Raw genomic sequence first — 12718 nt, 5'->3', positions numbered from 1 at the left:
GTGTTGCGCCGATTGGTCATCGACGTCTCACCGCTGCGGGACAGCCGTGCCTTCCGTTATGTCTTTGCGGCACGGCTGATCTCGCTGCTCGGCATCGGTTTGCTGATGGTGGCGCTGCCGGTGCAGGTCTACCAGCTCACCGGGTCGAGCCTGCATGTCGCGGGGGTGTCGGTGGTGACCGCGGTCGCGATGTTCGCGGGCAGCCTGTCCGGCGGGGTGCTCGCCGATCGGCACGATCGGCGGCGCACCATTCAGCTGGCGCGTTCGCTCGCGGGACTCGGCTTCGTGATCCTCGGTATCAACGCGCTGCTCGATCATCCGATGCTGTCGGTGATCTATGGCGCGGCCGTGCTCGACGGCGTGGCGGGCGGGGTGAGCAGTTCGGCGTTGATGGCGCTCACCCCGGCGCTGGTCGGCCGGGACCGGCTGGCGGCGGCGGGTGCGCTGATGACCTTGACCACTGAGTTGGGCACCGTTGTCACACCCGGTCTGGCCGGTGTGATCATCGCCGCGGGCGGCGTGTCGGTGACCTACTTCGTCGCTGCGGGCGCTACGGCGTTGACGGTGACCCTGTTCCAAGAAGTCGGGGCACATCCGCCCACCGGAACGGTCCACGAGCCCCCATTGCGAGCGCTGCTGACCGGGCTGCGTTTCGCCGCCACCCACCAGGTGGTGCGCGGGACGCTGCTCGTCGGTATGGCGGTCATGCTGGTCAGCGGGCCGATGGTGTTGCTACCCGCCTACGCCGACACGGTGCTCGGCACGGGGCCCGCGGTCCTGGGCCTGCTGTACGGCGCACCCGCTGCCGGAGCGCTGGTGGGCTTGTTCACCAGCGGCTGGACCGGACGGGTGCACCGCAACGGGCGGGCGCTGCTCGCCTCGGTGGCGCTGCTGCCGATCGCGTTGATCGTCGTCGGAGCAGGCGGCACAACGATTTTCGCCGTCCTCGGGTTGGCCGGGTTCGGGCTGGGCCGTGCGGTGAACGACACCTTCCGATTCGCCGTGCTACAGCAGCACACGCCCGATGACCTGCGCGGCAGGGTATCGAGTCTGTGGCTGGTGCAGGCGGTTTCTGGCACCGCCGTCGGGTCGCTGGTCGCCGGTGTGCTCGGCAACTACTTCGCGGCCGACACGGCGCTGCTCGTCTACGGCTGCGGTGCGGCGGTTCTCGGTGTGCTGCTGTGCGCCGCGCTGCGTCCGGTCTGGTCGGCCACCGCGATCGCCGACCAACCGGTCGGCGATCGCCGCGACTGACCGCGGGCGGCCCGTTCCTCAGGAATTGGCCGCTCGCGCACTCAGTTCGGCCCGCAGGCTGCGCCGGCTGATCTTCCCGACACCGGTCTCCGGGAAGCTGTCGACGACCTCGAGCAGATCGGGAATCTTCCAGGTCGCCACGCCGCGCTCGCGCACGAACTGGCGGATCTGGCCGAGCGCGGGCGGGGTGGCGGGATCGGCGGCGAGCACGAACACGCAACTGCGTTCGCCCAGCCGCTCGTCCGGGACCGACACCACCACCGCGTCCCGGATCAATGGATGGTCCAACAGATGTGCTTCGACTTCCTCGGCGGAGATCTTCTCGCCGCCACGGTTGACGCGGTCGCCGAGCCTGCCCTTGACCACCAGGTTGCCGTCCGCGCGCAGGTTCACGACATCACCGGTGCGGTACCAGCCGTCCTCGGTGAACGACGACGCGTTGGCTTCGGGATTGCGGTAGTAACCGCGAATCGTGTACGGGCCCTTGGTGATCAGCAGTCCGTCGGTGCCCGGTGGGACGGGGTCGCCGTGCTCGTCGACCACGGCGACCTGATCGTGCTCGGACATCGGGCGGCCCTGGGTGCCGAGAATCACTTCCTCGGGATCGTCGAGCCTGGTGTAGCAGACCAGGCCCTCGGCCATGCCGAACACCTGCTGCACGGTCACGCCGAGGGCGGGGCCGAGGCGGCGGGCCAGTTCGTCCGGGCAGCGGGCGCCACCGACCAGCAGCACCCGCAAGCTCGAAATGTCATAGGCGGTACTGGCTTCCGCGCGTTCCACCCAGAGCCTGGCCAGTGGCGGCACCAGTCCGGTGATGGTCACCGAGAACCGCTGGATCGCGCTGAACGCGGTGGTGGGGGAGGGATCGATGGCCAGCGCCACGGTGCCACCCGCCCACAGCGCGCCCAGGATTCCCGGCGAGCTCATCGGGAAGTTGTGTGCCACCGGCAAAGCCGCGAGGTAGACGCTGCTGCTGTCGAGTCGGCAGAGCTCGGCGCTGCGCCGCACGCTGTACAGGTAGTCGTCGTGCGTGCGCGGGATGAGCTTCGGAATCCCGGTGCTGCCGCCGGAGAGCTGCAGGAACGCGATATCGGATGCGGCGACGGCAGGCAGATCCCGCGGTGCGGCCCGCAGGTCGTCGAGGGCATGCGTGCCGCCAGGCAGCGCGGGTCGCTTGTGGTCCGGGACGATGATCAGGTGCCGCAGGTCGGCGGCGTGGTCGCGCAGGATCGCGGCGAGCGTGGCGTGGTTGAAGGTCTGGTGGTGGTGGCAGGTCACCATCGCCACCGCGCCACTGGCCTGCGCGATCGGGATCAGCTCGGACTGCCGGTGCGCGGGCAGGCAGAAGACCGGCAGCGCGCCAGCGTAGAACAGTCCGAAGATCACCTCGACGAACTCCGCGATATTGGGCAGCTGGACCAGCACCCGATCGCCCGGCGCGATGCCGAGCCCGAGGAACCCGGACGCCAGCGACCTTGCGCGTTCGTCGAGCTCGGCGTAAGTCCAGCGGTTCCGGTCGTCGACCACGGCAATCGCGTCCGGCGTCGCGGTGGCGCGGGCGGTGAGCATGTCGCCGAAGGTCTCGCCGGTCCAGTACCCCAGCGCACGGTAGGCCTCGACTTCTGCTGCGGGCCAAGGGGTTAGGTCAGATTGGGACGGCACTTTCGAACTCCTTCTTACCGAAACGGCTCCGGTTTACTTCTATGAAGAATTAAGGTTAGGCTAAGCATATGTTCAGGGAGAGTGATTTGGGAGGCGGTGTGATCATCACCGGAGCCGCCGGTGGCATCGGGCGGGCGGCGGCCGAGATCTTCGCCGCCAGGTCGGCCGTGCCGGTCGTGCTCTGGGATCACGATCCGTCGGTGCACCGCACCGCATCCGAGATTCACTCGACCCGCGTGGCGAGCGTCACACATGCCGAGCAGGTGGACGTGACCGATGCGGACTCCGTCGACCGCGCCTTCGCCGCCGCTGTCGAGCGTATCGGTCCGATCGAAGCCGTCGTGCACGCCGCGGGCGTCCTGGAAACGGGTGCCGTGGCGGAATTGACCGGCGCCCAATGGGATCGCTGCCTCGCCGTGAACGCGACCGGGACGATGAATGTCACCAGGCGCGCCGCCGCCGTGCTCGCCGCCCGCGGCGGGGGGTCGATCGTGGTCGTCACGTCGAATGCCGCCACCACCCCTCGGGTCGGCATGGCGGCCTACGGTGCGTCCAAGGCGGCCTCGAAGGCCTTCGCCATGGCCCTCGGACTCGAGGTGGCGGCCAGCGGCGTCCGGGTGAACATGGTGTCGCCGGGTTCCACCGACACGGCCATGCTGCGCGCCATGTGGACCGACGATGCCGCCGAACTGCCGGCGGCGGCGCGCGATCGGGTCCTCGCGGGTGACCCCGAAAACTTTCGCCTCGGCATTCCACTGCGCCGGGTGGCGCAGGCCGAGGACGTCGCCGAGGGCATCTACTTCCTGGCCTCCAGCCGGGCCCGCCACATCACCATGCACGACCTGCGCGTCGACGGCGGCGCGACCTTCGACGCCTGACCGACCGCACCGACCCACCGAACAGGAGAAGACTGTTGGCCATCCCGCCGATAGCACCGTATGCGATACCGGCGCGCGAAGACGTCGTCGCCAATCAGGTGCCATGGTCGCTGGATTCGTCGCGCTCCGCGCTGCTGATCCACGACATGCAGCGGTATTTCATCGACGCGTATCAGGCGGACCGCGATCCGATCGCGACCGTCACCGCGAACATCCGGCGCCTGCGCGAACAGTGCAACGCGGCGGGCATACCGGTCATCTACACCATGCAGCCCGGCGATCAACATCCCTCGCGCCGTGGCATTCTCGCGGATTTCTGGGGCAGTGGGCTGAGTAACGGACCGGCCACCCAAGTGGTGACCGAACTCGCGCCCGGCCCGGCCGACATTCAGGTCACCAAGTGGCGCTACTCCGCCTTTCAACGGACCGACCTGCGCGAGTTGCTGAATCACTACAACCGCGATCAGCTCGTCATCACCGGGGTATACGCCCACATGGGCTGCATGCTCAGCGCCGCGGACGCGTTCATGAACGACATCAAGCCGTTCGTCGTGCTGGACGCGACCGCCGACTTCGGGCGCGACGAACACGTGATGGCGATGAACTACGTCGCCCGCCGCTGCGGTGCGGTGACGACGACCGACGCGCTGGAATACGCGCTGCGGCAATCGAATGCGGCCTGACGCGGGCCTGCGGAACACACGGAGGAGAACCATGAGTACGTCGGCTACGATCGGGCGCCAGGACGTGATCGCCGATGTCGCGGCCGCGTTGGGTGTGGCACCGCACGAGGTGCCAGCAGACGCGGATCTGACGGACGCGGGCCTGGATTCGGTGCGGCTGATGTCGCTGGTGGAGAAGTGGCGGTCCGGCGGCGCCGAGCAGGCGGACTTCGCGACCCTGGCCGCCGAGCCGGTACTGAGCGTCTGGCTCGATGTCCTCGCACCCGCGGATCAGGCATGACGGTCGAAGTCGCGGACGAGATCGTCGACATTGCCGGAATCGGTTTCGGGCCATCGAATTTGGCGTTGGCGATCGCGCTCGAGGAGCACAACCACGACCTCGCGCGGGGCCAGCGGCTCACCGCCCGGTTCGTCGAGGCGAAAGAACGCTTCGAATGGCATCCCGGGATGCTGCTGCCCGGTGCGACGATGCAGATCTCGTTCCTCAAAGACCTCGTCACGCAGCGCAATGTCCGTAGCCGATACAGCTTCTTGAACTACCTGAAGGAGCACGACCGGCTCACCGACTTCATCAATCTGCAGACCTTCCGTCCGACGCGCCTGGAGTTCCAGGACTACTTGCGCTGGGCCGCACGGACGGTGGACGTCCAGGTGGACTTCGGCACCACGGCGGTCTCGGTCGCCGCGACCGGTGACTGCTTCGAGATCCGGCTAAGCGGCCGCGCCGATGGTGTGCTGCGGGCCCGGAATATCGTGGTGGCAGTGGGCCTTTCGGCACGCCTGCCGGACGGCGTGGTGGCCACCGAGCGGGTGTTCCACAGCCATCGGCTGTTGCCCCAGCTCGACGCGCTACCGCGGCTGCGGCACAACAGGTTCGTGGTGATCGGGGCCGGGCAGAGCGCGGCCGAAGTGGTCGGGCACTTGCACCAGAGCTATCGAGATTCCTGTGTGCACGCGGTTTTCGGCAAATACGGGCTCAGCCCCGCGGACGACAGTCCGTACGCGAACCGGGTATTCGACCCCGCGGCGGTGGACGACTTCTACGCGGCCTCACCGGAGTTGCGCAAGCAGTTGATGAACTACCACCGCGGCACCAACTACTCCGCGGTGGAGCCCTCGCTGATCGAGCAGCTGTATGGGCACGAGTACGCCGAACGGGTGGCAGGCACCCGGCGGCTGTTCATGCACGGCGCCTCGGCGGTCACCGGCATCGATGATTCCGGTGCCGGGGTGCGGGTCGACGTGACGCACGGCCCGACCGGGCTCACCGAGACGCTGGTCTGCGATGCGGTGGTGTGCGCCACCGGTTTCCGGCCGGGCGACGTGCGTGGCCTGCTCGGCGAAGTGGCCGGATCCGTGGCCTTCGACACTGCCGGACCGCAGGTGACACGGGACTACCGGTTGGTGCCGACCGCGCCGCTGCCCGGCGACATCTATCTGCAGGGCGGCACCGAGCACACCCATGGGCTCTCGTCGTCGCTGCTGTCCAATATCGCGGTGCGGACCGGCGAGATCGTCCGGTCCATCGCGCGTTCCGGTGCACGGGCCGATCGATCGGGCGAACGGGCGGGGAGGTAGCGCCACGTCGAATCCGTTGTGCCGCCGACCCGGCGGTCGCAGGTATCCCGGTGTCCGCCTTGGGCCGCCGGGACGGTGCCGCATGCCGGTAGCCGGTGACCGATGGGGAATCGACGGTGTTGACAGGATTAGGTGTGGCTAACCTAAGCTCAGGCGTCCCGACCATACCCATGAAGGATTTCCAAGAATGCTGATGAGGAACTTCGCCGCGACGGCCACGCTGCTGATCGCCGCGCTCGGCGTCACCGCGGGCACCGCGATCGCCGAACCGGCCGCTGACGCGCCGATCAATTTCACCGCCAAGGCCACCGACACGCAGTCCATCGTTTCCATCGATGCCGGTTCCATCGTCGTCGAGGACGACGCGCTGAAGATCAAGGCCGCCGACGGCACCGTCGTCGCGGGCACCCCGTTGAAGTTCCGGGTGGATGACTTCGAATTCCCCATCGCCGCCGATATCGCGGGCCGCACCGCTACTTTGACTCCGCAGTTGGCGATGGACAAGGCCGTCTACAAGCCGGTTGCCCTGCCGTTCGAGGACAAGGCGCCCTGGAAGAGCGAGTACGACCGTGAGCAGGCTGCGTGGAGCCGGATGACCGGCACGATCAGCCTTGGTGCCAGCATTGCCACGCTCGTGGGCGGGCTCGGCGGCGCGGCTGTCGGCTGTGTGCTCGGTGGCGCGCTGGGCGGACTGGTCGTCGGTGGCACCATTGTCGGCCTGTTCGGTCCGTTCGTCGGTGGCATCATCGCGGGCTGCCTCGGCGGCGCGGCGGCCATGGGCGCGCTGGGCACGATCGCGGGACAGATTTTCATTACCGCGCCCTTCGCGATCGGTGCGGCGATTCAGTACTTCACCACCATCAACCAGCCGTTCGTGCCGCCGGCCAAGTAATGCCGGTGAACCGCTGAAGGTTCAGACCGAAAGTGCCGCAGGACCGGAAAGCCGGGCCCTGCGGCACTTTTCGTTATGTGGGTCGTGCCGGTGAATCACCGGCACGACCGCGCGGCTGACGCCTCAGTTCGACAGCGGCTGTGCGGGTACCGGTTCCCGGCGCACCACTGTCGGTTCCGTTCTGCGGGTTTCCAACAGGCCTGCGGCACCGAACTTTCGGACGAGATCGGAATCGGTGATCGCCTCGAGGAACTTCTCTACGTGCTGTGACTTGTCTCTGGCGTGCACGGTCAGTTCACGCCGGATCGGCCGGGGCAGTCGAATGATGGAGACGTGCCGGGATGATCCGTGCAGCGCCATTTTCGGCACCAGGGCGATGCCGACGCCGTGTTCCACCAGGCTCAGTGCGGTGGTCACGTCTGGCGCGCGGACCGTGAAACGGATGTGTACTCCGGCGCGGCCCGCCTCCCGCGAAACGGCGTCGGTGAGATCGGAATTCGAACCGCAGCGAATCCACGGCGCCTCGACCAGCTGTTTCCATGAGCCGTCGAAGCTGTTGCGGTGACTGTGATGGCAGACGACGACGAGTTCTTCCTCGCCGAAGCAGTGCACGACCTTCGAGGTGGACTGTTCGAGCGGTCCGACCGCGAGATCGAGGGCACCCTCGTCCAGTGTCGCGTAGAGCTCGCGGAGATCGGTGAACGAGCGCACCTCGATGCTGTCGATGTTGCGTTCGTGGCGCATTCGATAGATCAGCGGCGGCAGCAGTTTCTGCGCGATCGTCGGTGTTGTTCCAACGGTCATCACACCGTCGCCGAAGGTCTGGCCCATGGCCATCGCCTGACGGGCGGAGTCGACGACATCGGAGGCCTGGGCGAAGAACTCCCGGCCGAACTTCGTGAGCCGCGACCGCCGCGACCGTGGATCGAACAGCTTACGGCCGAGTGAACTCTCCAGCGCGTCGATCTGCTGCGACATCGCGGACGGGGTTATTCCGAACCTCCTTGCCGCAGCCGACAGCGAACCCAGTTGCACCGAGTTCACGAAGTAATCGAACTGTCGCAGCGTGATTGTATTAGCGGTAAGCAAGGGGTAATCAGACATCGGCAACCTTCGTATCGAGCCGTCGGCTCATTCGCCGCACCTTCGGTCCATCACTGAAAATTAAGTGAGCATTCCGTCGCCGAGTCGTAGCAAGTGTCGGTCGACATCGACCGGCAAGCACATCACATTCTTTCGTTTACTGTGCGTTCATCCGCGAATTGATGTGGCGAGTGCCGGAAAGGTCTGCCTTCGAGATGTAACGCCGATTGGTGTGCAAGCAGTATCTACTGCGGCGATCGCTACGTCAAACGTTACGTCACGCTAAACCTGCCTGTGGCCTGTATCACTTTGTAGCTTCAACTGAATCACTCGTACACACCTGTTACCTGGGGGGATCGCTGTTCGTTCGCCGATGGGTGGTGCCCTTCCTGCGTACTCGAAGGAACCCGGCGCGCAACCATTTTGACCACAAAGGGCCTTCGTATGGTGCTAATTCAAGGAAAGCTGAAGCAATGTGAGTTCGGCTAACAACCGGGGCTGATCGGACAATTCCGACATGGGCTTCGCATTCACGATAATTCACCGAGAAATCGGGCCGGTCGGCGACCTGCAACCGCAATGTGATCTCGCGGTGATCGGCGGCGACTTGGTTGTGTGATCTGGCTGTGATCGCGTGTCCGAAGTGTCTCTTAATCGGATCTTGATTCGATGTAAGAAGCCCCGGCCTTGCTTGTTCGCCGCTCTGGCGAGTTCTACGCTCCGAAACGGAAGCCGGCAGCCCGTGACGCCGCGTACTTGACCGCAGAGCGGCGGTCGAACGGCTCCGACCAGCAAGTTCGAATCCGGTCGTACCAAGCGGTGGGCTGTCGGCTTCGCCATCGATCATTTCGAAGGAAGGCATCTCATGGGGAAGCACAGCGCACCACGAAATAATGTCGTCCCTGCGCGCGTGGCAGTGCTGTCCACGGCCACGCTGATCAGCCTGGCGGTTTCCGCCAACGCCGGTGCGGGACAGGCCATCGCGAACGGGACCAACGCGACGGTCAGTGACGACGTGTGGGTGGCGCCGCCGAAGCAGGTGGCGGCGACCGCGGTGGCGCCCGCCTCCTACCAGCACCCCAACCGTCCGGAAGGTGTTACTCCCACCCCCGCCAAGCGGCCGTCCCCGCGCACCGATCGACCGGCCGCCAAGCCGGGTGGCACCGGCAAGCACGGCAAGCCGGGCAACACCGCCAAGCCGGGTAAGGGCGATGCGGATCTGCTCGACGCGGGCAGTTCGATCCTGAACACCGGTAGCTCCGCTCTCGAAGCGCTTGCGAAGGGCGGTGGCAGCGGTAGCTCGGCGCTCACCGGCAGCGCGGGCGAGCTCGCTTCCGGTAGCGCGGCGCTGGCCGGTCCGCTCGAGACCGTGCTGAAGGCGCTGGCCAAGGAGGTCGGCCCGGTACTGGCGAGGGGTTTGGTCCAGCTGCTCACCGGCGGCAACGGCAGCCCGAGCCCGAAGGCACGGCACGCGACCGTCGCGCCCCCCGAGGACAACGACTGGAGTCCGCTCTCGCTCGGCCCAAGCACGAACAACTGATACGCGTCATATAGGCATTACGACTCTCGAAGGAAATTGTGCGTTTTTCCCCCGCAACAATGTTGACCTTTTCCACCGCGGTCGGCGTATCGGCTTTCGCGCTGTGCGCCGTTGCCGGAGCACCCGCGGCCCAGGCCGCACCATCAGGCCAATCCGCCGCCGACGCGGTGGTCAGCCTCACCAATAATGAACGCGCCAAGGCCGGCTGTCCCGCCTTGAAAGCCGACAGTCAGCTCACCGAAGCCGCGCAGGCCCACACGGAGGATATGGCCGCGGGCGGCTTCTTGGATCACAACTCGTCGAAAGGCGATCCGGGCGATCGGATCCGCGCGGCGGGCTATCGGGCGCAGACCTGGGCGGAGAATATCGCCGAGGGGCAAAGGAGTCCGTCCGAGGTAGTCGATGCGTGGATGAACAGCTCGGGTCACCGCGCCAACATCCTGAACTGCGGACTCCGCGACATCGGCGTCGGCTATGCCAAGAGCGGCAATGGCACCCCTTACTGGACACAGGATTTCGGTACGTCCAACCGGAAAGGCGACGCCGACAAGCCCGGCGGTGGTAAGCCTGCTGATGACGGGGCCGGTAAGCCCGGAGCCGGTAAGCCTTCGGATGGCGGCGACAAACCTTCGGGCGACGGATCGCCCTCGGACCCTTGGGGTGATGGCTCCGATGGCGCTCCGGACAATGGGGACAATTCGCCGTGGGACCCGTGGGGCGACGGCTCCGATTCGCCTTCGGACAATGGCGGCGATTCCTGGGATCCCTGGGGCGATGGTTCGGATAACGGTGACTCGTCTTGGGACCCATGGGGTGACAACACCGATTCAGCTCCCGGAGACGGGGGTAACTCGTGGGATCCCTGGGGTGATTCGTCGTGGGATCCGTGGGGCACGGCCGACTCGGGCAACGGCGCTGACTCGTCCTGGGATCCGTGGAGTAATGGGTTCGATTCGCCGTCGAACAACGGGGGTGATTCGTCTTGGGATCCGTGGAGCAACGGCTTCGATGCGCCGGTGAACGACTTCTTCCGAAAGCTCGTCGGTCAGGGCCGCTGGTAGCACGCGGCTAACTGCGGAAGCCTCAGGACCAGAGCGGCGTCGCCGGACTCGACGACGAGTCCGGCGGCGCCTTTTGTCGTGGTGCGGCGGTCAGCTGTTCGGTGGAGTACTCGTGCAAGTGGGGTGTGCGGTGTCGCTCGGATCCAGTGCGTTGAGCACGAGCTGGGCGACCACTTTGTCATAGGGCAGTAGCAGATGGTCGGTCAGATCGCCGGGGCAGTAGTCCTGGACGACATGGTTGGCGACGTCCGGACCTTGCAGCAGCCCGCTGGAGTAGGGCACCACGAATTCGTCGTGGGTGGTGACGATATTGGTGTAGGCGACGCCGGGCACCGCCGCGCCACCGGCGGTGAGCTTGCGCAGGAATTCCGAGCCGGTCTGAATCTGCAAGCAGGCGGCGCAGACCGGATCCACGACGGCGCTGAGCACCGGCGTCAGCCGCGTTCTGGCGGCAAGCGCCGTGAAGAGGGCCCCGAACCCGAGGGAGCTGGTGCCGTTCCAGCCCGGACCGATCGAGACGAGTCGGCCGATCTTGTTGGCCCCGCCGAGGAACTTGGCGTAGTAGTCGGCGACCAGACTGCCTTCCGAGTGCGCGACGATGTCGACGCTGTGCGCGCCGGTCGCCGATCGCACCTTGATGATGAAATCACGCAACTGCTGTGCGCTCTGCTCGATCGGCAGCAGGCCGCCGAGCACGCCGAGCGGTGGTGGCATCCCCGGGATCGCACCGTAAGTCAGGGCGAACACGCAGTAGCCGTTGTTCGCCAGCAGCGGGGCGAGCGCACCCCAGTCCAATCGCACGGTCTCGGGCCCGCCGTGCACCAGCACAATCGGATCGGGATGGCGCGCACTGGGTTTGCACGCCCAATCGTTCGCGCCGGTCGGTGGCGCGCCGGGATGCTCCGCCTCCCGCTGCACCGCATCGTTGAACAGGTAGGAGACCGGATAGCGAGATCCCGACCCCGGCGTACCGCTCGGCTCGGCCGCGGCGGTCGGCGACGCGAGGACGCCGGCAGCGATCGCGGCAATGGTCATCCAGGCAATGGGGGTTGGACGCATAACTGGACCCCTTTCTCGCACCGAGTCCAGACCCCCGAGCTGTCCGGCGAGTGACCGCAACAGAACAGCCCGGTTGACACCTTATTGTCTTTGTCACCGCCCATTCGGTCAGCTTCAGTTGATCAAGCGCCACAGCATGTTCGAGAGATTTCGGCAGGTCGAACCCTCGTCGCCCGCGCGGTCAGCCTTTGAAGTACACCAACTGGTGACTCGTCGCGAGCAGCGCTCCGTCGTGTCCCCACAGTTGAGCCGATTGGTCGAAGAACCCAAGGCCGAATCGGTGGGACCGGGCGGTGGCGAGCACCGGGCGATCGGATTGGTCTGCGAGCAGGTCGTTGTCCGCGTGGAAGTACACCGTGAGCGACACAGTGCCCGCGGGCACCAGTCGGCCGAGGCGCAGTACCACCCGGGGATAGAACACGTCGCTGAGGGCAGTCAGCGCCGGATAGTCCAGCGGCCGAGCCGGTACGTCGCGGGTCCACAGCGTGGTGGTGGAGGTGGGTTGTTCACCGGCGTCGGGGCTGGGTAGGCCGCCCTCGACGAACCGCATCTCATAGTTGCGGGCCCACGCGATGAACTCGGGAAACTGTTCGGGCGCGACGGTTTCGGCCGGCGGAACGATGGGCGCCGCGGCTTCGGTGCCCGCCCAGGTCTCGCGGCGGGTGCCGAATACGGCCGTCGCGGTCGTCGAGACAGCGCCGTTCTGGTCCAGCGACAGCGTCCAGTGCTGGGTGGTCCGGTTGGTCCGGACCGGATGTGCCGATATCGAGAACGGGCCCTCGGCGATCGGGCCCGCGTAGTTGACCGTGATCGACACCGGTTCACCGAGGCACTCCGGATGCTGTTGCACCGCACGCACCAAGGTGGCCGCGGTGATCCCGCCGAACGGGCCGACCATGTTGGCGTAGTCCGGGGTGGTGTGTCCGGTGAAATTCCCGTCTCCGGCGGGCGCCAGCTCGATAGCGGCGTCGAAGGGATGTGGCGGGGCGATCATTCGAGTCAACGGTGGCTCCTAGCGGTCCGGCTGG

Annotated in this window: 12 protein-coding genes; 8 read left to right on the top strand and 4 right to left on the bottom strand. The window is 66.5% G+C overall.

The genetic code is table 11. The features are described from left to right. Window positions 1-1254, top strand: a complete 1254-nt coding sequence (gene entS, locus KV110_RS32015) for an enterobactin transporter EntS (protein WP_218470903.1) — start codon at window positions 1-3, stop codon at window positions 1252-1254. 18 nt (window positions 1255-1272) lie between these two features. Here entS and KV110_RS32010 read toward each other — a convergent pair whose 3' ends face one another. Then, complete coding sequence (locus KV110_RS32010) at window positions 1273-2823, bottom strand: (2,3-dihydroxybenzoyl)adenylate synthase (RefSeq protein ID WP_246634811.1); 1551 nt, start codon at window positions 2821-2823, stop codon at window positions 1273-1275. A 191-nt stretch (window positions 2824-3014) separates the two neighbouring features. On the opposite strand from KV110_RS32010, the gene KV110_RS32005 reads away from it, so the two are divergent. The 5 genes from KV110_RS32005 (at window position 3015) to KV110_RS31985 (ending at window position 6947) form a co-directional block, all read left to right on the top strand. Continuing rightward, window positions 3015-3794, top strand: coding sequence for an SDR family oxidoreductase (locus KV110_RS32005; RefSeq protein WP_246634116.1), 780 nt, complete (start codon window positions 3015-3017; stop codon window positions 3792-3794). A gap of 35 nt (window positions 3795-3829) precedes the next feature. Next, a complete protein-coding gene (locus KV110_RS32000; protein ID WP_218470900.1) occupies window positions 3830-4477 on the top strand; it encodes an isochorismatase family protein in 648 nt (215 codons plus the stop codon). A gap of 31 nt (window positions 4478-4508) precedes the next feature. After that, a complete protein-coding gene (locus tag KV110_RS31995) occupies window positions 4509-4757 on the top strand; it encodes a phosphopantetheine-binding protein (protein ID WP_218470899.1) in 249 nt (82 codons plus the stop codon). After that, window positions 4754-6055, top strand: coding sequence for a lysine N(6)-hydroxylase/L-ornithine N(5)-oxygenase family protein (locus KV110_RS31990; protein ID WP_218470898.1), 1302 nt, complete (start codon window positions 4754-4756; stop codon window positions 6053-6055). The genes KV110_RS31995 and KV110_RS31990 overlap by 4 nt, the downstream gene beginning before the upstream one ends. A gap of 187 nt (window positions 6056-6242) precedes the next feature. Then, window positions 6243-6947: a DUF8020 domain-containing protein gene (locus KV110_RS31985; RefSeq protein WP_218470897.1), complete on the top strand. Its 705-nt coding sequence runs from the start codon at window positions 6243-6245 to the stop codon at window positions 6945-6947. A 123-nt stretch (window positions 6948-7070) separates the two neighbouring features. On the opposite strand, the gene KV110_RS31980 is transcribed toward KV110_RS31985, so the two are convergent. Further along, on the bottom strand, window positions 7071-8051 hold the full coding sequence (locus KV110_RS31980; protein WP_281427698.1) for a LysR family transcriptional regulator: 981 nt from the start codon (window positions 8049-8051) through the stop codon (window positions 7071-7073). Window positions 8052-8895: 844 nt separating this feature from the next. Between KV110_RS31980 and KV110_RS31975 the strand changes: the two genes are divergently transcribed. Together KV110_RS31975 and KV110_RS31970 are read left to right on the top strand one after the other, a co-directional pair. Beyond that, the gene (locus KV110_RS31975) at window positions 8896-9570 is read left to right on the top strand and encodes a hypothetical protein (RefSeq protein ID WP_218470895.1); all 675 of its coding nucleotides are present in this window, start codon (window positions 8896-8898) and stop codon (window positions 9568-9570) included. Between the two features lie 59 nt (window positions 9571-9629). Beyond that, a complete protein-coding gene (locus KV110_RS31970) occupies window positions 9630-10631 on the top strand; it encodes a CAP domain-containing protein (protein ID WP_218470894.1) in 1002 nt (333 codons plus the stop codon). Window positions 10632-10721: 90 nt separating this feature from the next. Here the strand turns inward: KV110_RS31970 and KV110_RS31965 are convergent, their stop codons facing one another. Further along, entirely contained in the window at window positions 10722-11690 is a 969-nt protein-coding gene (locus tag KV110_RS31965; protein WP_218470893.1) for a lipase family alpha/beta hydrolase, read from the bottom strand. A 181-nt stretch (window positions 11691-11871) separates the two neighbouring features. Beyond that, the gene (locus tag KV110_RS31960; RefSeq protein ID WP_218470892.1) at window positions 11872-12693 is read right to left on the bottom strand and encodes an acyl-CoA thioesterase; all 822 of its coding nucleotides are present in this window, start codon (window positions 12691-12693) and stop codon (window positions 11872-11874) included. Window positions 12694-12718: the final 25 nt, after the last annotated feature.

The sequence above is a fragment of the Nocardia iowensis genome (assembly GCF_019222765.1).
GTDB lineage: Bacteria > Actinomycetota > Actinomycetes > Mycobacteriales > Mycobacteriaceae > Nocardia > Nocardia iowensis.
Note: the sequence above shows the minus strand (reverse complement) of the source record. Positions and strands in the feature narration are given on the sequence as shown.

Excerpts from the sequence above, each read along its gene's own strand:
- KV110_RS32010 (WP_246634811.1), bottom strand. The coding sequence starts at position 2,823 with ATGCTCACCGCCCGCGCCACCGCGACGCCGGACGCGATTGCCGTGGTC.
- KV110_RS31995 (WP_218470899.1), top strand. The coding sequence starts at position 4,509 with ATGAGTACGTCGGCTACGATCGGGCGCCAGGACGTGATCGCCGATGTC.
- KV110_RS31990 (WP_218470898.1), top strand. The coding sequence starts at position 4,754 with ATGACGGTCGAAGTCGCGGACGAGATCGTCGACATTGCCGGAATCGGT.
- KV110_RS31985 (WP_218470897.1), top strand. The coding sequence starts at position 6,243 with ATGCTGATGAGGAACTTCGCCGCGACGGCCACGCTGCTGATCGCCGCG.
- KV110_RS31980 (WP_281427698.1), bottom strand. The coding sequence starts at position 8,051 with ATGTCTGATTACCCCTTGCTTACCGCTAATACAATCACGCTGCGACAG.
- KV110_RS31975 (WP_218470895.1), top strand. The coding sequence starts at position 8,896 with ATGGGGAAGCACAGCGCACCACGAAATAATGTCGTCCCTGCGCGCGTG.
- KV110_RS31970 (WP_218470894.1), top strand. The coding sequence starts at position 9,630 with ATGTTGACCTTTTCCACCGCGGTCGGCGTATCGGCTTTCGCGCTGTGC.
- KV110_RS31965 (WP_218470893.1), bottom strand. The coding sequence starts at position 11,690 with ATGCGTCCAACCCCCATTGCCTGGATGACCATTGCCGCGATCGCTGCC.